This is a genomic window from Pseudomonas sp. FW300-N2F2, assembly GCF_017351655.1.
Taxonomy (GTDB): domain Bacteria; phylum Pseudomonadota; class Gammaproteobacteria; order Pseudomonadales; family Pseudomonadaceae; genus Aquipseudomonas; species Aquipseudomonas fluorescens_AA.
In genome coordinates, this window is record NZ_JACNDQ010000003.1 from 570,896 (window position 1) to 593,904 (window position 23,009).

Here is a 23,009-nt window from a genome sequence, read left to right on the forward strand (position 1 = left end):
ATCAGTCCAACCTTTCATGACGAACCGACTGCGGGTTCGTATTTCCAACAGCGCCGTGGTTGCGGACGCTGACTTGTCATCAGGAGCCTTGTGCATGACGCGCACCTCGAAAATCCTCGCCTGGAGCTTTGCCAGCCTTGTTGTCCTGCTGGCGGTGCTGGTTCTGGTCATCGCGTTCTTCGACTGGAATCGCATCAAGCCCCCGCTCAATGCCAAGGTTTCCGAGGAGTTGCATCGCCCCTTCGCCATCAACGGTAACCTGGCGGTGGTCTGGCAGCGCGAACCGGGGGAAGGTGGCTGGCACGCCTGGTTGCCGTGGCCCCATGTGGTGGCCGAAGACTTGAGCCTGGGTAACCCGGACTGGTCGAAAAACCCGCAAATGGTCACGCTCAAGCGTGTCGAGCTACGCGTTTCGCCCTTGGCCTTGCTGGCCCGGCGAGTGGCGATTCCGCGCATCGACCTGACGGAGCCCAACGCCAACCTGCAACGCCTGGCGGATGGTCGCGCCAACTGGACCTTCCAGTTCGATCCGAAGGACCCGGACGCCGAGCCGTCCAGTTGGGTGGTGGACATTGGCGCCATCGGCTTCGACAAGGGCCACGTCACCCTCGACGACCAGACGCTCAAGACCCGGCTCGACCTGTTGATCGATCCGTTGGGCAAACCCATTCCGTTCAGCGACATTGTTGGCGACAAGGCCGCCAAAAAAGCCCAGGACCAAGGCGCGACGCCGCAGGACTATGCGTTCGCCTTCAAGGTCAACGGGCAGTATCACGGGCAAAACCTGACCGGCTCCGGCAAGGTCGGTGGCTTGCTGGCGTTGCAGGATGCGTCACAACCCTTTCCGCTCCAGGCCCAGGCCAAGATCGGCGACACTCGCATCGAACTGGCTGGCACCCTCACCGACCCGCTGAACCTCGGGGCCCTGGACTTGCGCCTGAAGCTGGCCGGCAAAAGCCTCGCTCATCTTTACCCGCTGACCGGCGTGACCTTGCCGGATTCGCCGCCTTACGCCACCGATGGCCGCTTGATTGCCAAGCTGCATGAGCCGGGTGGGGCGCTGTTCCGCTACGAGGCGTTCAACGGCAAGATCGGCGACAGCGATATCCATGGCGACCTGGCCTATGTCGCCAGCCAGCCGCGGCCGAAACTCAGTGGTGCGCTGGTCTCCAATCAACTGCTGTTCAGCGACCTGGCGCCGCTGATCGGTGCGGACTCCAATGCCGAGCAAAAGGCCCGGGGCGGCGCCAGCAAACAGCCGACCGACAAGGTCTTGCCCGTGGAAGAGTTTCGCACCGAGCGCTGGAGCGTGATGGACGCCGATGTGGAGTTCACCGGCAAGCGCATCGTTCACAGCGAGCAGTTGCCGTTCAGCGATCTTTATACTCACCTGGTGCTCAATGATGGGCAGTTGAGCCTGGAACCCCTGCGCTTCGGCGTGGCCGGTGGCCGCCTCGATGCGCAGATCCGCCTCAACGGGCACACCCAGCCCCTTGAAGGCCAGGCGAAGCTGACGGCGCGGGGGTTCAAGCTCAAGCAACTGTTCCCGGGTTTCGAACCGATGAAAACCAGTTTCGGCGAATTGAACGGCGATGCTGATATCGCCGGGCGCGGAAATTCGGTGGCGGCACTGCTGGGCACGGCCAATGGCACGCTGAAAATGCTCATCAACGATGGCGCCATCAGTCGGGAATTGATGGAGTTGGCGGGACTGAACGTCGGCAACTACGTGGTGGGAAAAATCTTTGGCGACAAAGAAGTGAAGATCAATTGTGCGGCGGCGGACTTCGATATCAAGACGGGCCTGGCGACCACGCGGCTGTTCGTGTTCGACACGGAGAACGCGATCATCTACATCGACGGCACGGCGAACATGGCGAGTGAACAACTGGACCTGACCATCACCCCCGAGTCCAAGGGCTGGCGTCTGATTTCCCTGCGCTCGCCGTTGTACGTGCGCGGCCCGTTCGCCAAGCCTGCCGCTGGCGTCAAGGCCGTGCCCCTGATGCTGCGCGGTGCCGGGATGGTGGCGTTGGGCGTGATCGCCGCGCCGGCGGCCGGGTTGCTGGCGCTGGTGGCGCCCAGTGGGGGTGAGCCGAACCAGTGTGCGCCGCTGCTGGAGCAGATGAAGGCGGGCAAGGCGCCGGTGACGGTCAAGCCTACCCGGTAGCCCGGTTGTGCGGTGAGGTGGCTGGCCTCATCGCGAGCAAGCTCGCTCCCACAGGGGACCGCATTCCGTCTGAAAGAATGCGGTCAAAATGTGGGAGCGAGCTTGCTCGCGATTGGGGCCCTGAAGGCTATTACAGATCGGCCAGGATGTCGGCCATGTCATCGGCATGTTCTTCTTCCTGGGCCAGGATGTCTTCGAAGATGCGCCGGGTGGTCGGGTCTTTTTCGCCGATGTACTGGATGATTTCCCGGTAGCTGTCGATGGCGATCCGTTCGGCCACCAGATCCTCGTACACCATTTCCTTGAGGGTGTTGCCCGCAACGTACTGGGCGTGGGAATTGCGGGTCAACAGGTCGGGGTTGAACTCCGGTTCGCCGCCCAACTGCACGATGCGCTCGGCGAGTTTGTCGGCGTGTTCGGCTTCCTGGTTCGCGTGTTCGAGGAACTCACTGGCCGCCACGCTGGCCTTGAGGCCGGAGGCCATAAGTAGTGACGCTTGTAGCGCAGCACGCAGACCAGTTCGGTGGCCAGCGCTTCGTTGAGCAGGCGGATGACTTCCTGCCGGTCGGCGCCATAGCCTTCGGTCACTGCGCCGTTCTGCACGTTCTGCCGCGCACGTTCGCGCAGGGTGGTTACATCGGATAAGTGCATGTCGCTCATCTCGTTCTCCTGGAGGCTGATCCGGTTGGAGCGTCACGCTCTGTTGGCGCGATCACTTCTTAGGTGGAGTGGGGAACGAGGCAAAAAGTTTAATGAAATGTGTCAGTGCAATTCCCATTCGGCATCACCGATGTGACGGTGGTGGCCGCCGAAGGCGAAGAGTCGGCCGAGCGCAGCTTCGCGTTGTCTTGTGCCGAGGCCGAGGAGCGCTTGCTGGCCTTGGCGCGATCTTTCTGAGAGGGGGCTGCGGTGCAGCCCAGCGGGAGCAAGCTCCCTCGCCACGGATTCATCTGGGTGTCATAGACTGGTCATCATCGGTACTGATGCTGATCCCTTCTTGATCACAAGGATGTCGCCATGTCGCAACGCTGCGCCACTCGTTATCCGCTGGTACTGGTCCCGGGCATGTTCGGGTTCATACGCCTGGTGCTGTACCCGTACTGGTATGGGATCGTCTCGGCGTTGCGTCGCGGTGGGGCCGTGGTGGCGGCGGTGAAGGTTTCGCCGTTGCACTCGTCCGAGGTGCGCGGCGAGCAGTTGCTGGCATTGATCGACGACATCCTGCGGCAAACCGGTGCGCAGAAGGTCAACCTGATCGGCCACAGCCAGGGCAGTCTCACCGCCCGTTATGCCGCCGCCAAACGCCCGGACCTGGTGGCGTCGGTCACGTCGGTGGCCGGCCCCAACCATGGCTCCGAACTGGCCGATTACCTGCAGGCCCACTACCCGGCCGACAGTGCCAAGGGGCGTGTGCTCAGTGCCGTGCTGAGCCTGATCAACGCCCTGATGAGCCTGCTGGACACCGGCTATCGCGGGCCGAAGCTGCCAGTGGACATCCACGCTTCCCACGCCTCCCTGACCACCGCCGGGGTGGCGCTGTTCAATCAATGTTATCCACAGGGCCTGCCGGTTACCTGGGGCGGGCATGGGCCGGAAGAGGTCAATGGCGTGCGCTATTACTCATGGTCCGGCACCTTGCAGCCGGGCAAGACCGATAAAGGGCGCAATCTGTTCGACGGCACCAACCGCACTTGCCGTTTATTTGCCCGCACCTTTGTCAGGGAAGCGGGACAGTGTGACGGTTTGGTCGGACGCTACAGCTCACACCTGGGCACGGTCATCGGCGATGACTATCCGCTGGACCACTTCGACATCGTCAACCAGTCGCTGGGGCTGGTGGGCAAGGGGGCCGAGCCGGTCCGGTTGTTTGTCGAACATGCGCAGCGGTTGAAGGCGGCCGGGGTGTAGGGTTTCGGATCGAGTTGTCCGCCATCGCGAGCAAGCTCGCTCCCACAATGGATTTGCGGCGCTTGGCCCATTGTGGGAGCGAGCTTGCTCGCGATGGCGATAGACCCGGCACAGGAGATCCAACAGATGAAGGTGTAACAGGCTTTGTCTACACTGCACCTCATCGCCGTACCCTCGTGCGGCAGCCAGGAGAAACACCATGAAGATGCTTCGTGTGCCTTTGTTGATGATCGGTTTGCTGCTGTGTTCCCAGGGCTTCGCCGCGACGGCGCAGCAGACCAAGATGACCACCTGCAACGCCGACGCCACCGCCAAGGCGCTCAAGGGCGACGAGCGCAAGGCGTTCATGAGCACCTGCCTCAAGGCTACACCGAGCACCCCGCAGGAACGCATGAAGACCTGCAACGCCACGGCCACCACCCAGGCCCTGAAGGGTGATGCCCGCAAGACGTTCATGAGTGAGTGCCTGAAGAAAAAATAACGGCCGGTTTTTCTTCAACCTTTGATGGCCCTATCGCGAGCAAGCTCGCTCCCACAGTGGATTTGTGTTGCCCGGTTCGTGGTGGGAGCGAGCTTGCTCGCGATGGGGGCGGCACAACACTGCAAAAAAACACCTGAACCCTGTCCAGGATCGGCCGATACAATGTCTAGTGCTGTTGGTGGATCGCTGGCAGACTGCCGATCCTTTCACGCCGTTTTGTCCTGAGGCTGTATGCCAACGTTTTCTCAGCGTCATGTATTGTTGGTGATCAGTTGGGTGATCATTTTTGGTGGGTTGTTGCTGGTGCTGCCACTGCGCCTGTTGCCGAGCCTGCTGGCCGGGTTGTTGGTGTTCGAGCTGGTCAACATGCTCACCCCGCAGTTGCAGCGCCTGATCGAAGGTCGCCGTGCCCGCTGGCTGGCGGTGGCGTTGCTGGGCACGCTGGTGGTCAGTGTGCTGACGCTGATCTTCGCCGGAGCCTTCAGTTTCCTGCTCCATGAGGCGGAAAACCCCGGGGCCTCCCTGGACAAGTTCATGACGGTGGTCGACCGCGCCCGTGGGCAATTGCCGCCGTTCATCGACGCCTACCTGCCGGCCAGCGCCGCCGAGTTCCGGGTGGCGATCGGTGACTGGGTGAGCAAGCACCTGAGCGACCTGCAACTGGTGGGCAAGGATGCGGCCCACATGTTCGTGACGTTGCTGATCGGCATGGTGCTGGGGGCTATCGTTGCCCTGCAGCGCATTCCCGACCTGACCAAGCGCAAGCCCCTGGCCGCGGCGCTGTTCGATCGCCTGAACCTGCTGGTCAAGGCGTTTCGCAACATCGTCTTCGCCCAGATCAAGATTTCCCTGCTCAACACCTTCTTCACCGGGATTTTCCTGGCGGTGGTGCTGCCGCTGTTCGGGATAAAACTGCCGCTGACCAAGACCCTGATCGTGATGACGTTCCTGCTGGGGCTGCTGCCGGTCATCGGCAACCTGATGTCCAACACGCTGATCACCATTGTCGGCCTGTCGCTGTCGATCTGGGTCGCCGTGGCGGCGCTGGGTTACCTGATCGTGATCCACAAGCTCGAATACTTCCTCAACGCCCGCATCGTCGGCGGGCAGATCAGCGCCAAGTCCTGGGAGTTGCTCATGGCGATGCTGGTGTTCGAAGCCGCATTCGGCCTGCCGGGGGTGGTGGCGGGGCCGATTTATTATGCGTATCTCAAGAGTGAGTTGAAGCAGGTGGGGATGGTTTGATCCGGTAGGGATGGCGCCTGATCTGGCGCCATCGCGAGCAAGCTCGCTCCCACAGAAGATCTATGCGATCCCTGTGGGAGCGAGCTTGCTCGCGATTCAGGCGCCTCGGTCTGGGATCAGACCTGCGTTCCGTAGCGCTTCATCGCCTCGATCGCCAACCCGCTGCCAATACTGCCGAAGATATTGCCTTCCACATGCCGCGCCTGGGGCAGCATCGCCGAGACGCTGTTGCGCAGCGCCGGGATGCCGCTGGAACCGCCGGTGAAGAACACCGTGTCGACCTGGTCGACCCGCACGTCGGCATCGCCCAGCAACTGCGTGACGCTGCCGCGCACCCGCTCCAGCAAGCCGTCGATGGCTGACTCGAACAGCGCCCGACTCAGTTCCACGCTCAGGCCCGGCTCGATCCGGTCCAGGAGCAAATGCCGCTGGTCGGTGTGGGTCAGCTCGATCTTGGTTTCTTCCACTTCCATCGCCAGCCAATGCCCGGCGCGCTGTTCGATCAGCTTGAACAGCCGGTCGATGCCGCCGGTGTCTTCGATGTCGTAGCGCATGCTGCCCAGGGCCAGGGTGGACTTTTGCGAGTACACCGCGTTGATGGTGTGCCAGGTCGCCAGGTTCATGTGGTGGCTGGTGGGCATGTAGGCGCCGCTTTTCATGCGGCTGCCGTAACCGAACAGCGGCATCAGGCCGGCCAGGGAGAGTTGCTTGTCGAAATCGGTCCCGCCGATGTGCACGCCACCGGTGGCGAGGATGTCGGCGTGGCGGTTGTCGTGGGTACGGCGCTCGGGGGAGAGGCGCACCAGGGAGAAGTCCGAAGTACCGCCGCCGATGTCGACGATCAGCACCAGCTCTTCTTTCTCGATGGTCGATTCATAATCGAAGGCCGCCGCGATGGGCTCGTACTGGAACGAAACTTCCTTGAAACCGATGGCGCGGGCGACGTCCACCAGGGTGTTTTCCGCTTCCTGGTCGGCCATTTCATCGTCGTCGACGAAAAACACCGGGCGCCCCAGTACCACTTCTTCGAATTCCCGACCGGCGGTGGCTTCGGCGCGCTTCTTCAGCTGGCCGATGAACAACCCCAGCAGATCCTTGAAAGGCATGGCCGTGCCCAACACGCTGGTGTCGTGCTTGATCAGCTTGGAGCCCAGCAGGCTCTTGAGCGAGCGCATCAGCCGGCCTTCGTAGCCTTCCAGGTATTCGTGCAGGGCCAGGCGGCCATACACCGGGCGGCGTTCCTCGAGATTGAAAAAGACCACCGAAGGCAGGGTGATCTTGTCGTCCTCCAGCGCGATCAACGTTTCCATGCCGGGGCGCAGCCAGCCGACGGTGGAGTTGGACGTGCCAAAGTCGATGCCGCAGGCACGGGCCGGGGATGCGTTTTTCATGTCTTTCGGGTTCCAGTTGAAAAAACGGCCGCGCAGTGTATGTCAGTGCGGCGCGGATTCGAAGGCCGGTTATCTGCTAATTCTCGACCGCGGGCCTTGAAAGACTCTCTTATACCCCCAAACTTGCTGGCATGAGCCTGGTAGCGCAAGGCGGGTGCAAGAACCGCCGCCAGCTGCCGATAAACTTCTGACGTGCCGCCCGGTCCCAATCTTGAGGTCGGTCAACCCGCTGTCCGGTCATCCGGGCATGCTGTGCGTGGCGGTGCGACATCGATAACGGATGGTGATGCCTAGATGGACTTCAAAGACTATTACAAGATCCTGGGTGTTGAGCCCACGGCGGACGACAGCACGATCAAGGCTGCCTACCGCAAGCTGGCGCGCAAGTATCACCCGGATGTGAGCAAGGAAAAGGACGCCGAGACCAAGTTCAAGGACGTCTCCGAAGCCTATGAAGCGCTGAAAAGTGCCGACAAGCGCGCCGAATACGACGACCTGCGCCGCTATGGCCAGCACGGCCAGCCGTTCCAGGGCCCGCCGGGTTGGCAGAGCCGTGGCGGTTTTGGCGGTGGCCAGGACGCCGGCGACTTCTCGGATTTCTTCAGTTCGATCTTCGGTAACCGTGGGTCGGGTTTCGGTGGCGGACAGTCAGGTCGCAGCGCCGGCCGTCGAGGGCAAGACGTGGAAATGGAATTACCGATTTTCCTGGAAGAAACCCTGTCGAACGAGTCGAAGAAGGTCACGTTCCAGGTGCCGCAATACAACGCGGCTGGCCAACACGTGAGCAACACCAGCAAGAGCCTGAACGTGAAGATCCCGCTGGGCGTGACCGACGGCGAACGCATCCGCCTCAAGGGCCAGGGCGCGCCGGGTGTCGGTGGCGGCGCCAATGGCGACTTGTACCTGACCATTCGTTTCGCCCCGCACCCCAAGTTCGACGTCGAAGGCCAGGACCTGATCATCACCTTGCCACTGGCCCCGTGGGAATTGGCGCTGGGCACCGAAGTGGCGGTGCCGACCCTTACCGGCAAGATCAACCTCAAGGTCCCGGCCGGCAGCCAGAACGGTCAGCGCATGCGCGCCAAGGGCCACGGCCTGCGCAACAAGGCCGGCGAGCGCGGCTACCTGTTCGTGCAGCTCAAGGCGGTGATGCCCAAGGCCAGCGACGAAGCGGTCAAGGCGTTGTGGGCGGAACTGGCGAAGAAAGCGGCGTTCGATCCGCGGGAGAATTTCTGACCTGTGGATACAACACCTGTGGGGAGGGAACAGTTCCCTTCCTGCAGTCATGGCTAGACTCGACAGTTAAAGCATTGGGAGAAGCAGACCATGAACAACCCGATCATTGAACTGACCCTGACGGAATTCTGCGAGGCTGCCGCGTTGGCGGATGTCCATGTGATCGAGATCGTCGCCCACGGCATCCTCGAACCCCACGGCGCGGCCCCGACGGATTGGCGTTTTACCGATTACGAGCTGGCCCTGGCCAAGCGTGCCGCGAAGCTGCGGCACGACCTGGACCTGGAGTGGGAAGGCGTCGCCCTGGCGCTGGACCTGCTGGAGGAAGTCCAGCAGCTGCGGGCCGAGAATCGTCGGCTGCGCCAGCAATTGGGCCGTTGGGTGGACTGACCGTAGCGGTTCGTATCCGTCATGTCTCGTCGAAAAAGCGATAAATAGTTACCGCACGCTTCGGTGGCACACTGGTTAGGCTCGGGTTTTCCATCGTCAAGGATGACCCGATATGCCAGGCTTCACCCCTCGTCTCGCCACTCCCCAGGGCGAGCATTTCGACCTGCTCAAAGCTCGTATTCCCGGCTGGTACAGCGGGGCTATCGTGCAACGCCAGCAGGAACTGAGCGACCATGAACTGACGCTTCCGGACTGGTATGCGAAAGCCTCCCCCGACCTCTGGAACAGCCTCAAGGACAGTCATTCCCGCTACCGCGAGCGCCTGAACCAGGTCGACAACCGGCTGGGCAATATCCAGGACATCCGTGCCTTTGCCGAACCCTTGCTCGAGCAGGCGCTCCTGGATGAGTTCAACCTCACGCTGAACGTCAACGAGGTGTATTTCGTCCGCAAGTACGGGCGCAAGACCCGCGATGATCTTTTTGGGGCGCTGGTCCTGGACAACGAGGGCGGCTACTTCGATCGCTACGAATATCGTGGCACGTCATTGCTGGAGGCGGCGCTGGCCAATTTCGCGCCAGAGGAAGCGCGCAAGCCCGCCTGTGCCGATTGCAGCCTCGTGACTACGGTGCGTCCGTTCCAGGGCGGCGCAGTGGTGCCTTCCATCGACGCCGTTCGCGCAGGGGCGTTGCCGATTGCCCCAGAAGCTTTCGCCCAGTTGTGTCGCACCCTGGACCTGGGGCGCCAGTATCAGGAACACATCAACGCTGTCCTGCGGCCCGACGACAGCAAGACATACAACCCGCTGGATCATTCACTGGAGGAGCATCACCGGCAGGGCCTGGCGCTGAACATCGAGATCGCCCGGGCCAAGGCCGACGTCAGCCCGGCGGTCTACGCGATGTTGCAGCAGGTGATCGACGGTGCCAGCGACGTCACCCTCGATGGCCTGGCCGTGACCTTCACCTCCCTGAAAGTGTTCGACATCGAACTGGTCGGCCCGCTGTTGATCGGCCCCGACCTTGAAAGCAGTCGCCGGGTGGTGCCGGTCGTGGCCTACCTTCCGGGTGATCCCGAGCATCCCCTGAAAGCCTATGCCTCCAGCGCCGACTTCATGGCCGAACTGCGGCGACGCTTGCACGGTAGCGCCTACCGCCGCTTCTTCAGCCGTTTCGTGCCGCTGCGTCAGCAAGGGGTGTTTTTCCGGCAGTTCAAGCACTTCTATCAAACCTCTCCGACGGCCGATGACCAGGCCGATTACCCACTCAAATCGTCGTTGCGCAACCTGCCCATGGGCACGACGCCGATTCCCGGCGACCTGTGGGGCTCGCTACGCCTGCGGCAGATCGAGAAGATCCAGGCTGACGCACGCGCGGTGGCGGTGCCTACCGGTGATGAAGACCAGAAAACCCGCCTGGCGCGCCTGGACAGTTACCTGGACGCGGTGGTCGACGTGTTCAACCTGGCGGCGTTCGTCGTGCCAGGATTGGGGCCGCTGATGTTGACGGTCGGGGCCGTGCAGATGTTCAACGAGGCCTTTGAAGGCATCGAAGCGTTCGAGCGGGGGGAGACCCGGGAAATGTGGGCGCATTTTTCCAGCGTGGCCCTCAACACGGCCTTCGTCGCCACCGGTGCGGCGGTGCTGCCGCACATTCGATGGTCGGGCGCGGTGGATCAGTTGGAGCCGGTTCAATTGGCCAACGGCGAATCGCGTCTGTGGCGCCCCGACCTGAGGGTTTACCAGAGTGAGCTGGCGCCTCCCGCGGCGTCGAGTCCGGATACCCAAGGCCTGTATCGGGTCGGCGACCGGCAGGTTCTGCCGCTGGGTGACCAACATTATGAAGTGCAACGGGACCCGCAGACCCTTCGCTATCGCATCCGTCATCCTTCCCGTCCGCAGGCCTACCAGCCCGAGCTGACGGACAACGGCAACGGTGCCTGGCACCACGAACTGGAACAACCGCGTACCTGGGAAGGCCCGACACTGATGAGACGCCTGGGCCATGGCGTCAAGGGCTTCAGCGATGCCGAACTGGAGCAGATCCGCCTCGCCAGCGCGACCTCGCACGACGTGCTGCGCCGGCTGCATGTCGAGGGCGAGCCGGTGCCGGCGTTGCTGGCCGACACCCTGGATCGCTTCGACCTCTGCCGACAAATCGACACGTTCATTGGGCAACTGCAAAGCGAGGAGCCGCTGCGCCATGACCTGGCCGAGCCGATGTTGCACCTGCTGACCCAGTACGGCCCGTGGCCAAGAGGGCTGAAGCTGAAGGTCGTCGACGGCGCCGGCCGGACACGCTGGGAGTACGTCCGGCCCTCGGAAGGTGAGACCCCGTTTCATGAAGCCAGCCTGACCGAGGCCAAGGTCCGCACGCCTTCGCTGTTGAAAAACCTGATCGAAGCGGTGGATGCCGCAGGCGCCGACCTGTTGGCCACGGCGAGCCCGCCGATTGCGAAAACCAACATGGATGCTCGCGTCCGGCACCTGCGACAGGCACTCGCCGAAGCGGCGGTAAATGAAAAGGTGCAGTTGCTCAACGACTACTACGCCATGGGCGAGACGAGAGGTGATCCCCATGTCACGCTGATCAAGTCCCGGTTCCCCTCGGTTCCGGCAAAGGCGATCGAGCAGATCATCACCCTGGCCGGTACCGAAGAGTTGCAGCAAATGGCCGCCTGGGATTTCGACGCGGCCAGCCAGACCAAACCCATCCCGCTGCGCATCGCCGAAGAGCTGCGCCATTATCAGCGCGTGGTGCGTTTGAACCGAGCCTACGAGGGCCTGTATCAGGACGCCTTGGCCACGGCGGACACGCCTCGATTGGTGTTGGCGACCCTGGAAACCTTGCCTGGCTGGAGCGACACGGTGCGCATCGAATTGCGCGAGGCCGATGTGTCCGGCGCCTTGATCGACAGCATCGGGCCGCAAAATGCGCCGCAGACCAAGGTCGTGGTCAAGGACGATGATCTCTACCAGGCCTTTGACGACAGCGGCAATGAGTTGAGCCATTGGGGCAGTGTCTTCGATGCCTTGCAGCATGCCCTGCCGGATGCCGAACGCCGGGCCATGGCTCGGCCCTCGATCCATCACGGCGATCAGTTGAGAGAGGCCATCGGCGCTTCGCCAGTGGACCGGGATGTGCTGGCGAGCCGCTTGAAGATGCCCGCGCTCAAGCCCGCCTTCCAATCACCGATGCGCCTGGCTTCGGGCAAAGTCGGCTACCCCCTGGGTGGACTGCGGGATTGGTTGCGCCTGGGCCGGTCGCCGGAGAGTCGGGTGCAGGAGTTGTACCCGAGCTACACGGCGGAGCAGACCGAGGCGCTGTTGCGATCACTGGGCAATGGCGCGGTGAGGGAACTCAAACGACGTAAAGTCGAGTTGAAAATGCTGCGTCGGGATCTGGACCGCTGGGTCGCTACCCTCGGATGGCGTCACGTGGGTAATAGCTATCAGCAAGTACCGGCAGGGATCAGGCAGGCGGTGGCCGAACAAATCGAGCGCTGCTGGAGGCGCCAGACCCGGGTCGTTGCAGGGGCCGATGGCCGCCGGCTCGGGTATGAGCTTGATTTGAGCGGATTGAACATCGGCGCGTTGCCGGAGCTGACCGCCGACTTCAGCCATGTGGGTGTGCTCAAGATGTCTGACATGGGCCTGACGCTGCACTACTGCGACAGCTTCCTCGGCGGGTTCTCCTCCCTCAAGCGCTTGGAAATACCGAGGAACAGGCTTAGGGATATTCCCGAAGCCCTGGAGGGGATGAGGAGTCTGGAGACGCTTCACCTGGGGAATAACCAGATCGGCCTGATACCTCATAGCGTTGAAATCCTGCAAGGCCTTACCCGGCTGAAAAATCTCGACCTGGATAATAACTTGCTGGAGCGCCTGCCGGACTTCAGCAGGCTACCTGACCTGGAACGATTGCACCTGAAGAACACCGGGATCACGGCCTGGCCCACCGGCCTGCGCGACCAACCGCTGGAGCTGATCGACTTGCGCGACAACGGCTTGACCCAGGTGCCGGATCACCTGCTCGACCCGCCCGCCGATCGTGCCCATGCTACCGCACGCCTCAATCGCGTGACGTTGCTGCAGGGCAACCCGTTGAGCGAGGGGGTCCAGCAGCGCATGCGTGATTATTGGGCGACGGTCTTGCAGACGCGTCCTGAATGGGCGGTCCTGCGTTTGCCCGAGGCGTTTGGGTTTTCAGCGCCGGTCGGGCCGGCGAATATGCAGCAATGGCTGCGCGACCTGCCTGCGGGCCAACTGGCGGAAAAAAGAGCCTTGTGGCAAAGCCTGGCGGATGAGCAGCACTCGGGAGAGTTTTTTGAGTTGTTGCATCGGTTGGCCGCCTCCTATCAGGGTCTGGAGGATTATCCGGACCTCCAGGCCCGCGTCTGGCAGATGCTTGAGGCGATGGGCAACGCCACCGACTTGCGTCATGAACTGTTCGACCTGGCCGGCCGACCGGCCTGTGAAGATCGCGCCGCCTTGTCCTTCAGCTACCTGGAAATCCGCTTGATGATCCACAACGCCAGGGCCTTGGCGGTTGCAAAGGATGAGGCGGCAACACTGGTCCAGCTGGCCAAGGGGCTGTTTCGCCTCGATGAGGTAGAGCGTATTGCCCTGCAGGATATCCAGCGGCGCCGCGATGCGATCAATGCCCGCACCGACCTGACCAACGATGAAAAGCGCGAAAACCTGGCGCTGATAGAAGAAGTCGAGGTCCGTCTGGCTTACCGTGCGGGGCTCAAGGATCGACTGGGGCTACCGGGGCAACCCGCGGGCGGAGTTTTTCTCAGGCTGGGAGATGTCACCCCTGGAATGCTCGATGCCGCTGCCAATGAGGTGCTGGCGCTGGACGATTCCCCCCAGCAGTTTCAGTCGCTGGTGGGCCGGGATTTCTGGATCGATTATTTGAAGCAGGCGCATGGGGCCTCCTTCCAGGCGCTGAACGACACCCTTATCGCCAACCAGATCGAGCTGGATGAAGCGAAGGCCGCCGGGACCCTGGAGGAAGCCGACTACATCAGCCAGTCCGAGGCGTTGGGCCTGCAACACAAGATCAAGGAAGCGGAGCTGGTCCAGTCGTTGACGCGAACCGAGCTGGAGCAGTTGCCGGGCAGTACCGACCTGTAGGCTGACCCGGCCCGGTCATTTCAGGCAATGAAAACCTGTGGCGAAGGAGCTTGCTCCCTCGCCGCAGGTTCAAAACAGGAAATAACGCTGCGCCATCGGCAGCACGTCGGCCGGTTCGCACCACAGCAACACGCCGTCGGCCTTGACCTGGTAAGTCTGCGGATCGACGTCGATGCTCGGCAGGTAGTCGTTGTGGATCAGGTCGGTCTTCTGCACGTCGCGGCAGCCTTTGACCACGGCGATTCTTTTCTTCAGCCCCAGTTGTTCCGGCAACCCGGCCTCGGCGGCGGCCTGGCTGATGAAGGTCAGGCTGGTGGCATGCCGTGAGCCGCCGTAGCTGGCGAACATCGGTCGGTAGTGCACCGGTTGTGGTGTCGGGATCGAGGCGTTGGCGTCGCCCATCAGGCTGGCGGCAATCGCTCCGCCCTTGAGGATCAGCGTCGGCTTGACGCCGAAGAACGCCGGGCGCCACAGCACCAGGTCGGCCCACTTGCCCACTTCGATGGAACCCACTTCATGGCTGATGCCGTGGGTGATCGCCGGGTTGATGGTGTACTTGGCGATGTAGCGCTTGATGCGGAAATTGTCGTTGCCTTCGCCGTCGCCGGGCAGGGCGCCGCGTTGCTTTTTCATCTTGTCGGCGGTCTGCCAGGTGCGCGTGATGACTTCGCCGACGCGGCCCATGGCCTGGCTGTCGGAGCTGATCATCGAGAAGGCGCCGAGGTCGTGGAGAATGTCTTCGGCGGCGATGGTCTCGCGGCGGATGCGGCTTTCGGCGAAGGCCACGTCTTCGGCGATGCTCGGGTCCAGGTGATGGCAGACCATCAACATGTCCAGGTGCTCATCGATGGTGTTGCGGGTGAACGGCCGGGTCGGGTTGGTGGAACTGGGCAATACGTTGGGAAAGCCGCAGGCCTTGATGATGTCCGGCGCATGCCCGCCACCGGCACCTTCGGTGTGGTAGGTGTGGATGGTGCGGCCCTTGAAGGCGGCGAGGGTGGTCTCGACGAAGCCCGATTCGTTGAGGGTGTCGGTGTGGATCGCCACCTGCACATCGTACTGGTCGGCCACGCTCAGGCAGTTGTCGATGGCCGCGGGCGTGGTGCCCCAGTCTTCGTGCAGCTTCAGGCCGATGGCCCCGGCCTTGACCTGCTCGATCAACGGTTCCGGCAGGCTGGCGTTGCCCTTGCCGGTGAAGCCGATGTTCATCGGGAAGGCATCGGCGGCCTGGAGCATGCGCGCCAGGTGCCACGGCCCGGAGGTGCACGTGGTGGCGTTGGTCCCGGTGGCCGGGCCCGTGCCGCCGCCGATCATGGTGGTGACGCCGCTCATCAGCGCTTCTTCGATCTGCTGCGGGCAGATGAAGTGGATGTGGGTGTCGATACCGCCAGCGGTAAGGATCATGCCTTCGCCGGCGATCACTTCGGTGCTGGCGCCGATGGCGATGGTCACGTCGGGCTGGATGTCCGGGTTACCGGCCTTGCCGATGGCCGCGATGCGCCCGTCCTTGAGGCCGACATCGGCCTTGACGATGCCCCAGTGGTCGATGATCAGCGCGTTGGTGATCAAGGTGTCGACGACCTCGGCGGCCAACAGTTGGCTCTGGCCCATGCCGTCGCGAATCACCTTGCCGCCGCCGAATTTTACTTCTTCGCCGTAGGTGGTGAAGTCTTTTTCCACTTCGATCCACAACTCGGTGTCGGCCAGGCGGACCTTGTCACCGACGGTGGGGCCGAACATGTCGGCGTAGGCTTGTCTCGAAATCTTCATGTGCTTGCCTTGGAATTCAATTGAATGTTGAAACCGTTCGCTGCGCTCACTCATCGCGAGCAAGCTCGCTCCCACATTTGATCGCGTTCCCCTGTGGGAGCGAGCTTGCTCGCGATGAGGCCAGTGCAGGCACCCTATGACTTACAGGTCGCCCATGACCCGCCCGGCAAACCCGAACACCCGGCGATGCCCGGCCAGGTCCACCAGTTCCACCTCGCGGCTCTGGCCCGGTTCGAAACGCACAGCGGTGCCGGCCGGGATGTTCAGGCGCATGCCACGGCTGGCGGCGCGGTCGAAGGTCAAGGCGTCGTTGGTCTCGAAAAAGTGATAGTGCGAGCCGACCTGGATCGGTCGGTCGCCGCTGTTGGCGACGTTCAGCGTGAGCGTGCGGCGACCGACGTTGAGTTCGATGTCGCCGGGCTGGACCTGGTATTGCCCTGGAATCATTGCGGTTGCCCCAAAATCTTGTAGTAAATGGCGGTCGGGGTGTAGGTCCCGTCCGGGCTCTGGCAGTAGTCGGGCAGTTCACCTACGCGGGTGTAGCCCATGGCGCGGTAGAACGCCTCGGCCTCGGAACCGGCCTCGGTGTCGAGGTACAACAGGCCACGCTTGTGCTGGCGGGCGCCAAGTTCCAGGGCGCTCATCAATTGCTGGCCCAGCCCGCGGCGGCGAGCCTCACCGCGGACCAGCAGCTTTTGCACTTCGGCACGGTTGAGGCCGTTGGGCTTCTGGCACAGGGCAAGCTGGACGCTGGCCTGTACCTGTTCATCCTTGACCACCACCCACAGCAGCAGGTGGCCCTGGTTGAGGCTGGCCTGGACCTCGTCGAAGTAGGCGCGGGCCTGGACGGCATCGAGATCGGCCATGAACCCCACGCTGGCCCCGTAGCCGACGGCGTCGAGCAACAGATCGATCAGGCCCTGGCGATAATGCGCAAAGCTCTCGGCGTGGACTCGACGCAACTGGGCGGCGTTCATTGGCTTTTCACTCCTTGTTGATGGCAGGCGGTAGCGCCCCGGGGTTGAGGTTCAACTGCATGAAGGTCAGGTCCAGCCAGCGGCCGAACTTGGTCCCCACCTCGGGCATCTGCCCGGTGATCACGAAACCGGCCCGCTCGTGCAGGCGAATCGAGGCCGCGTTGCCACTTTCGATGGCCGCGACCATGACGTGTTTATCGCAGGCCCTGGCACGTTCGATCAGCGCGCCCATCAGCAGCGGACCAAGGCCATTGCCGCGTTGATCGCTGCGCACGTACACTGAATGCTCCACGGTGTGGCGGAAACCGTCGAACGGCCGCCAGTCGCCGAACGAAGCGTAGCCGAGCACGTTGTCTTCGGCGTCGACGGCCACCAGCACCGGGTAGCCCTGGGTCTGCCGGGCGCTGAACCAGGCCTGGCGGTTGCCCAGGTCCACGGCTTGTTCGTTCCAGATCGCCGTGGTGTTGAGGACGGCGTCGTTGTAGATCTCGCGGATCGCCGGCAGGTCTGCGGCATGGGCGTCACGAACATGGGCAGTCATGGCGTGGCCTCAGGCGATGGGTTGGTGGACGGTGACCAGTTTGGTGCCGTCGGGAAACGTCGCTTCGACCTGGATCTCCGGGATCATTTCCGGGATGCCTTCCATCACCTGCTCGCGGCTCAACAGCGTGGTGCCGTAGTGCATCAGCTCGGCGACGGTCTGGCCGTCACGGGCGCCTTCCAGCAGCGCGGCGGAAATGTAGGCCATGGCCTCCGGGTAGTTGAGCTTCAGGCCCCGGGCCAACCGTCGTTCGGCGACGAGGCCGGCGGTGAAGATCAGCAGCTTGTCTTTTTCGCGTGGGGTCAGGTCCATGTGCAATCCATAAGGGCAGATAAAAAAATTCGCTGTAAACCCATTCCACTGTGGGAGCGAGCTTGCTCGCGATAGCTATCGAACATTCAACATAACCGTTGGCTGGTACACCGCTATCGCGAGCAAGCTCGCTCCCACAGGAAAGCCAATTCAGGTGCTCCAGATTCTCGGTGGTACGGCCTCTCTTCCAAGCAATGCAGGCCTGAGCAAGCGCCACAATTCAATCAACCACCCCCGCGCCAGCAACGCCTCGCTCGCCAGGCACCGCGCCACGACCAGGCCGGGCAATTGGGTCAGGTCGCCGCGCACGGCATGGCCCAGGGAGCGGCAGTGTTCCAGCAACTCGCTGTCGATCTCGCCGGTCACCAGCAACGTGGCAAACACCGGATCGCCGCCCAGCCCGATGGGCGATTCCAGCAGCCCATCACCGCCCACAATGCGCTGGCGCTCATGCCACAGCAACTGGCCGTCGCGGCGAATGTCCAGTCGCGATTGAAAGTGCCCCAGGTCGAACCGTTCGCCGCTGGCCGGTCGGCCGAGGGCGACCATGTCCCAGTAGAACAGGCGTGCGTCGCCCTGCAGGTCGATACTCGTGCCGAGTTCGGCCTGGGCCGCGCTGAAGACGATGGTTTCCTGGGGCAGCCATTCCAGGGTCGCGCCGGGGGCCACGCTCAGGCTCAACTGTTGGTACGCCGGGCCGGCTGCGCGGTACCACTTGGCCGCGCCGGGGCTGGTCAGTTGCGCCCAGGCGCCAGGGCCGACGTGGGCCGAGATGTCCAGCCGGTCACCGCCGGCAATCCCGCCGGGCGGGTGGACGATGATGTGCTGGCACACCTCGGGACCTTCGGCGTACAAGTGCTTCTGCACCCGCAGCGGGCCTTTGTGGCAGCGCTGTACCGGGCGTGTGCTCTCGCCGAAGCGGGCGTAGCCCAATTCCAGCTCGGCGTGCCAGCTGGGGGTGAACAGGGCCGAAGGCGCCAATGAACAGACAGGTAGATTCATGATTTCTGATTATCGTCAGGACGCTACAGACTAGATCGTAACCAGTCCGCGCACACCCTCGGCTTCCATATTTTCTCCGCGCCCCTGCTGCACGATCTCGCCCCGGGACATCACCAGGTACTGATCGGCCAGCTCGGCGGCGAAGTCGTAGAACTGCTCCACCAGCAAAATCGCCATGTCGCCCCGGGCCGCCAGCTTCTTGATCACCACGCCGATCTCCTTGATCACCGAGGGCTGGATGCCTTCGGTGGGCTCGTCGAGAATCAGCAGGCGCGGCCGACTGGCCAGGGCCCGGCCAATGGCGAGCTGCTGTTGCTGGCCGCCGGACAGGTCACCGCCACGGCGTTGTTTCATCTGCAGCAGCACCGGGAACAATTCGTAGATGAATGCCGGCACTTCCTTGGCTTCGGCGCCGGGAAAGCGCGACAGGCCCATCAGCAGGTTTTCTTCCACCGTCAGCCGTCCGAAAATTTCCCGACCCTGGGGCACGTAGGCAATGCCGGCATGCACCCGTTGGTGCGGCTTGAACGCGGTGATGGCCTTGCCTTCCCAACTCACCGCGCCTTCCTTGGCCGGCAACAGGCCCATCAGGCATTTGAGCAGGGTGGTCTTGCCCACGCCGTTGCGCCCCAGCAGGCACGTCACCTCGCCGACCTTCACGTCGAACGACAGGCCGCGCAGGATGTGGCTACCGCCGTAGTACTGGTGCAGCTTGTCGACTTGCAGCATGTTCCAGATTCTCCTCAAGTTCCCTGTGGGAGCGAGCTTGCTCGCGATAGCGGTGGCTCAGCCAACCTTGAAGGTGAATGTTCAATGGCTATCGCGAGCAAGCTCGCTCCCACATAAAAGCGATCAGCGACCGAGATACACCTCGATCACCCGCTCATTGTCCTGCACCTGTTCCAGCGACCCTTCGGCCAGCACGCTGCCCTGGTGCAGCACGGTGACGTGGTCGGCGATCGCGCCGACGAAGCCCATGTCATGTTCCACCACCATCAGCGAATGCTTGCCCGCCAGGGACTTGAACAGCTCGGCAGTGAACTCGGTCTCGGCGTCGGTCATGCCCGCCACCGGTTCGTCGAGCAACAGCAACTGCGGGTCTTGCACCAGCAGCATGCCGATCTCCAGGAACTGCTTCTGCCCGTGGGACAGCAACCCGGCGGCGCGGTTGACCGACGTGGCAAGGCGGATGGTCTCGAGCACTTCGTCGATACGGTCGTGCTGCTCGCCGGTGAGTCTTGCCCGCAGGCTGGCCCACACCGATTTGTCGGTCTTGAGCGCCAGCTCCAGGTTCTCGAACACGCTCAGGGCTTCGAACACCGTGGGCTTCTGGAACTTGCGCCCGATGCCGGCCTGGGCGATCTGCACCTCGCTCATGCTCGTCAGGTCCAGGGTCTCGCCGAACCAGGCCTTGCCGTGGCTGGGGCGGGTCTTGCCGGTGATCACGTCCATCAGGGTGGTCTTGCCGGCGCCGTTGGGGCCGATGATGCAGCGCAACTCGCCGACGCCGATGTACAGGTTCAAATCGTTCAAGGCCTTGAAGCCATCGAAGCTGACGCTGATGTCTTCCAGGGTCAGGATGGTGCCGTGGCGGGTGTTCAGGCCCACGCCGGCTGCCTGGCCGAGGCCGATGGCGTCGCGACTGCTGCCTTGGTCCTTGTTGGGCTCCAGGATGGGTTCGAGCATGAAATCCGCCGTAGGTGTGATTCGCATCATTCGCTCCTTTTCTTCAGCAACCCGATCACACCCTTGGGCAGATACAGGGTCACGACGATGAACAGGGCGCCGAGGAAGAACAGCCAGTATTCAGGAAACGCCACGGTGAACCAGCTCTTCATGCCATTCACGACCCCGGCGCCCAGCAACGGCCCGATCAACGTGCCGCGCCCGCCAAGGGCGACCCACACCGCGGCCTCGATGGAGTTGGTCGGCGACATTTCGCTGGGGTTGATGATGCCCACCTGCGGCACGTACAACGCTCCGGCCAGGCCGCACAGCACCGCGCTCAATACCCAGACGAACAGCTTGAAACCACGGGGATCGTAGCCGCAGAACATCAGGCGGTTTTCCGCGTCCCGCAGGGCGGTCAGTACCCGGCCGAACTTGCTGCGGGCCAGGCGCCAACCGATGAACAGGCTCGCCACCAGCAGCAATACCGTGGCGAAAAACAACACCGCCCGGGTGCCTGGCTCGGTGATGCCGAAGCCCAGGATCGAACGGAAATTGGTGAAGCCGTTGTTGCCGCCAAACCCGGTTTCGTTGCGGAAAAACAGGAGCATCCCGGCGAAGGTCAGGGCCTGGGTCATGATCGAGAAATACACGCCCTTGATCCGCGAGCGGAAGGCGAAGAAGCCGAACACCAGGGCCAGCAACCCCGGCGCCAGCACCACCAGGCACATCGCCCAGAGGAAACTGTCGGTGCCGGCCCAGTACCAGGGCAACTCGGTCCACGACAGGAAGGTCATGAACGCCGGCAAGCCATCCCCGGCGGCCTGGCGCATCAAGTACATGCCCATGGCGTAGCCGCCCAGGGCGAAGAACAGGCCGTGGCCCAGGGAGAGCAAGCCGGCGTAGCCCCAGACCAGGTCCAGTGCCAGGGCGACGATGGCGTAGCAGAGAATCTTGCCCACCAGGGTCAGGGTGTAGGCCGACACGTGCAGCGGATTGTCCGCAGCCAGCAGCGACAGCAACGGCAGGCTCAGCAGCACGGCGAGGATCAGCGCGCCGACGGCGAGGGTGACTTTGGGACCGGCCTTTTGCGTGGCCGTGAGCATCAGGGGCTGGTTCATCAGTCGATTACCCGTCCTTTGAGCGCGAAGAGGCCTTGCGGACGCTTCTGGATGAACAGAATGATCAGCGCGAGGATCAGGATCTTGCCCAGAACGGCGCCGATCTGCGGTTCGAGGATCTTGTTGGCGATACCCAGGCCGAAGGCGGCGAACACACTGCCGGCCAACTGGCCGACACCCCCGAGCACCACCACCAGGAACGAGTCGATGATGTAGCTCTGGCCCAGGTCCGGGCCGACGTTGCCGATCTGGCTCAGGGCCACGCCTCCGAGCCCGGCGATGCCCGAGCCGAGGCCGAAGGCGAGCATGTCGACCCGGCCGGTGGGCACGCCGCAGCAGGCGGCCATGTTGCGGTTCTGGGTCACCGCGCGCACGTTCAGGCCCAGGCGGGTCTTGTTCAGCAGCAGCCAGGTCAGCACCACCACGAACAAGGCGAAGGCGATGATCACGATGCGGTTGTACGGCAGCACCAGGTTCGGCAACACCTGGATCCCGCCCGAGAGCCAGGCCGGGTTGGCGACTTCGACGTTCTGCGCACCGAACACCAGGCGCACCAGTTGGATCAGCATCAGGCTGATACCCCAGGTGGCGAGCAGGGTTTCCAGCGGCCGCCCGTAGAGGTGGCGAATCACCGTACGCTCCAGGGCCATGCCGATGGCCGCGGTGATGAAAAATGCCACCGGCAAGGCGATCAGCGGATAGAACTCGATGGCGTTCGGGGCGAAGCGCTGGAACAGCAACTGCACCACATAAGTGGAATAGGCGCCCAGCATGAGCATCTCGCCGTGGGCCATGTTGATCACCCCCAGCAGTCCGAAGGTAATCGCCAGGCCGAGGGCGGCGAGCAGCAGGATCGAGCCCAGGGACATACCGCTGAAGGCCTGGCCCAGCAACTCGCCCACCAGGAGTTTGCGCTTGACCTGGCCCAGGCTGGTTTCAGCGGCGGTGCGCACGGCGGCATCGGTTTCGACGCCGGGTTCGAGCAGGCCTTCCAGGCGGGTGCGGGCCAGTGGGTCGCCGGTTTCCCCCAACAGACGGACGGCGGCCAGGCGCACGTTCGGGTTGGTGTCCACCAGTTGCAGGTTCGCCAGGGCCAGGCTCAGGGCGGCGTGTACGTTTTCGTCTTGCTCACCAGCCAATTGCCGGTCGAGAAACGCCAGTTGCGCCGGGCGGGCAGTTTTTTGCAGTTGCTGCGCGGCGGCCAGGCGTACGCGGGCATCGACGGCGAGCAGTTGATGGCTGGCGAGGGCGGTTTCGATCAGCCCGCGCAAGCGGTTGTTCAGGCGCAGGGTTTTTGGCTGGCCGTCGACGATCAACTGGCCTTGTTGCAGGGCGTTGATCAGTTCGACACGTGCAGGCTCCGGCTGCGCGGCCCAGGTTTCCAGGAGTTTGGCCTGCTGGGTCGGGTTGGCGGCGACGAAGTCTTCGGCGTCACCGGCGTGGGCCTCCAGTGGCAACAGCAGCACCAGGGCGAGGATAAGGCGGTAAAGGGCGGTGGGCATATGCTAGGCCTTGCGCAGTGCTTTTTGTGGGAGCGAGCTTGCTCGCGATAGCGGTGTGTCAGTCACTGTTCTTCTGGCTGATCCATCGCTATCGCGAGCAAGCTCGCTCCCACAGGGGGTGTGTGTCGGCCCGGGGATTGGGGCCGACACCCATGGGC

At 63.1% G+C, this 23,009-nt stretch carries 18 protein-coding genes and 2 pseudogenes; 8 read left to right on the top strand and 12 right to left on the bottom strand.

From position 1 onward, the window contains the following. Positions 1–94 precede the first annotated feature (94 nt). Positions 95–2,170, top strand: a complete 2,076-nt coding sequence (locus J4E63_RS23305; protein WP_207283481.1) for an AsmA family protein — start codon at positions 95–97, stop codon at positions 2,168–2,170. A 130-nt stretch (positions 2,171–2,300) separates the two neighbouring features. On the opposite strand, the pseudogene J4E63_RS23310 reads toward J4E63_RS23305, so the two are convergent. Continuing rightward, positions 2,301–2,830 (bottom strand): annotated as a pseudogene (locus tag J4E63_RS23310) (bacterioferritin). A 120-nt stretch (positions 2,831–2,950) separates the two neighbouring features. On the opposite strand from J4E63_RS23310, the pseudogene J4E63_RS30970 reads away from it, so the two are divergent. The 4 genes and pseudogenes from J4E63_RS30970 to J4E63_RS23325 form a co-directional block, all read left to right on the top strand. Next, positions 2,951–3,067: pseudogene (locus J4E63_RS30970) on the top strand (FMN-dependent NADH-azoreductase); the annotation flags it as partial. A 120-nt stretch (positions 3,068–3,187) separates the two neighbouring features. After that, complete coding sequence (locus J4E63_RS23315) at positions 3,188–4,078, top strand: triacylglycerol lipase (protein ID WP_207283482.1); 891 nt, start codon at positions 3,188–3,190, stop codon at positions 4,076–4,078. Positions 4,079–4,277: 199 nt separating this feature from the next. Continuing rightward, entirely contained in the window at positions 4,278–4,559 is a 282-nt protein-coding gene (locus J4E63_RS23320; RefSeq protein ID WP_192263598.1) for a PsiF family protein, read from the top strand. Between the two features lie 231 nt (positions 4,560–4,790). Next, positions 4,791–5,804: an AI-2E family transporter gene (locus J4E63_RS23325; RefSeq protein WP_003197331.1), complete on the top strand. Its 1,014-nt coding sequence runs from the start codon at positions 4,791–4,793 to the stop codon at positions 5,802–5,804. 116 nt (positions 5,805–5,920) lie between these two features. Here the strand turns inward: J4E63_RS23325 and J4E63_RS23330 are convergent, their stop codons facing one another. Further along, the gene (locus J4E63_RS23330) at positions 5,921–7,195 is read right to left on the bottom strand and encodes an Hsp70 family protein (protein WP_192263600.1); all 1,275 of its coding nucleotides are present in this window, start codon (positions 7,193–7,195) and stop codon (positions 5,921–5,923) included. A gap of 294 nt (positions 7,196–7,489) precedes the next feature. Between J4E63_RS23330 and J4E63_RS23335 the strand changes: the two genes are divergently transcribed. The 3 genes from J4E63_RS23335 (at position 7,490) to J4E63_RS23345 (ending at position 13,958) form a co-directional block, all read left to right on the top strand. Beyond that, positions 7,490–8,431, top strand: a complete 942-nt coding sequence (locus J4E63_RS23335) for a DnaJ C-terminal domain-containing protein (protein WP_092204818.1) — start codon at positions 7,490–7,492, stop codon at positions 8,429–8,431. A gap of 90 nt (positions 8,432–8,521) precedes the next feature. Further along, positions 8,522–8,821 (top strand): chaperone modulator CbpM, encoded by a 300-nt coding sequence (locus tag J4E63_RS23340; RefSeq protein ID WP_072410198.1) that lies wholly within the window; start codon positions 8,522–8,524, stop codon positions 8,819–8,821. A gap of 112 nt (positions 8,822–8,933) precedes the next feature. Further along, positions 8,934–13,958 carry an NEL-type E3 ubiquitin ligase domain-containing protein gene (locus tag J4E63_RS23345; RefSeq protein ID WP_207283483.1) on the top strand — a complete coding sequence of 1,675 codons (5,025 nt, stop codon included), beginning with the start codon at positions 8,934–8,936 and terminating at the stop codon, positions 13,956–13,958. A gap of 69 nt (positions 13,959–14,027) precedes the next feature. On the opposite strand, the gene ureC is transcribed toward J4E63_RS23345, so the two are convergent. The 10 genes from ureC to urtB form a co-directional block, all read right to left on the bottom strand. After that, positions 14,028–15,728 (bottom strand): urease subunit alpha, encoded by a 1,701-nt coding sequence (gene ureC / locus J4E63_RS23350; protein WP_092443963.1) that lies wholly within the window; start codon positions 15,726–15,728, stop codon positions 14,028–14,030. A gap of 141 nt (positions 15,729–15,869) precedes the next feature. Then, the gene (locus J4E63_RS23355; RefSeq protein ID WP_014336352.1) at positions 15,870–16,175 is read right to left on the bottom strand and encodes an urease subunit beta; all 306 of its coding nucleotides are present in this window, start codon (positions 16,173–16,175) and stop codon (positions 15,870–15,872) included. Further along, positions 16,172–16,705, bottom strand: coding sequence for an N-acetyltransferase (locus J4E63_RS23360; protein ID WP_060739380.1), 534 nt, complete (start codon positions 16,703–16,705; stop codon positions 16,172–16,174). The genes J4E63_RS23355 and J4E63_RS23360 overlap by 4 nt, the downstream gene beginning before the upstream one ends. A gap of 7 nt (positions 16,706–16,712) precedes the next feature. Beyond that, a complete protein-coding gene (locus tag J4E63_RS23365; RefSeq protein WP_207283484.1) occupies positions 16,713–17,246 on the bottom strand; it encodes a GNAT family N-acetyltransferase in 534 nt (177 codons plus the stop codon). A gap of 9 nt (positions 17,247–17,255) precedes the next feature. Further along, positions 17,256–17,558: an urease subunit gamma gene (gene ureA, locus J4E63_RS23370; protein ID WP_003197350.1), complete on the bottom strand. Its 303-nt coding sequence runs from the start codon at positions 17,556–17,558 to the stop codon at positions 17,256–17,258. 150 nt (positions 17,559–17,708) lie between these two features. Next, entirely contained in the window at positions 17,709–18,560 is an 852-nt protein-coding gene (locus tag J4E63_RS23375; protein WP_207283485.1) for an urease accessory protein UreD, read from the bottom strand. Between the two features lie 30 nt (positions 18,561–18,590). Beyond that, on the bottom strand, positions 18,591–19,289 hold the full coding sequence (gene urtE / locus J4E63_RS23380; protein WP_060739377.1) for an urea ABC transporter ATP-binding subunit UrtE: 699 nt from the start codon (positions 19,287–19,289) through the stop codon (positions 18,591–18,593). A gap of 123 nt (positions 19,290–19,412) precedes the next feature. Further along, positions 19,413–20,273, bottom strand: a complete 861-nt coding sequence (gene urtD, locus J4E63_RS23385) for an urea ABC transporter ATP-binding protein UrtD (RefSeq protein WP_092204811.1) — start codon at positions 20,271–20,273, stop codon at positions 19,413–19,415. After that, positions 20,273–21,349, bottom strand: a complete 1,077-nt coding sequence (urtC, locus tag J4E63_RS23390; RefSeq protein WP_092204810.1) for an urea ABC transporter permease subunit UrtC — start codon at positions 21,347–21,349, stop codon at positions 20,273–20,275. Before urtC ends, urtD begins: the two co-directional genes overlap by 1 nt. Continuing rightward, positions 21,349–22,851, bottom strand: a complete 1,503-nt coding sequence (gene urtB, locus J4E63_RS23395; RefSeq protein WP_192263611.1) for an urea ABC transporter permease subunit UrtB — start codon at positions 22,849–22,851, stop codon at positions 21,349–21,351. The genes urtC and urtB overlap by 1 nt, the downstream gene beginning before the upstream one ends. Positions 22,852–23,009: the final 158 nt, after the last annotated feature.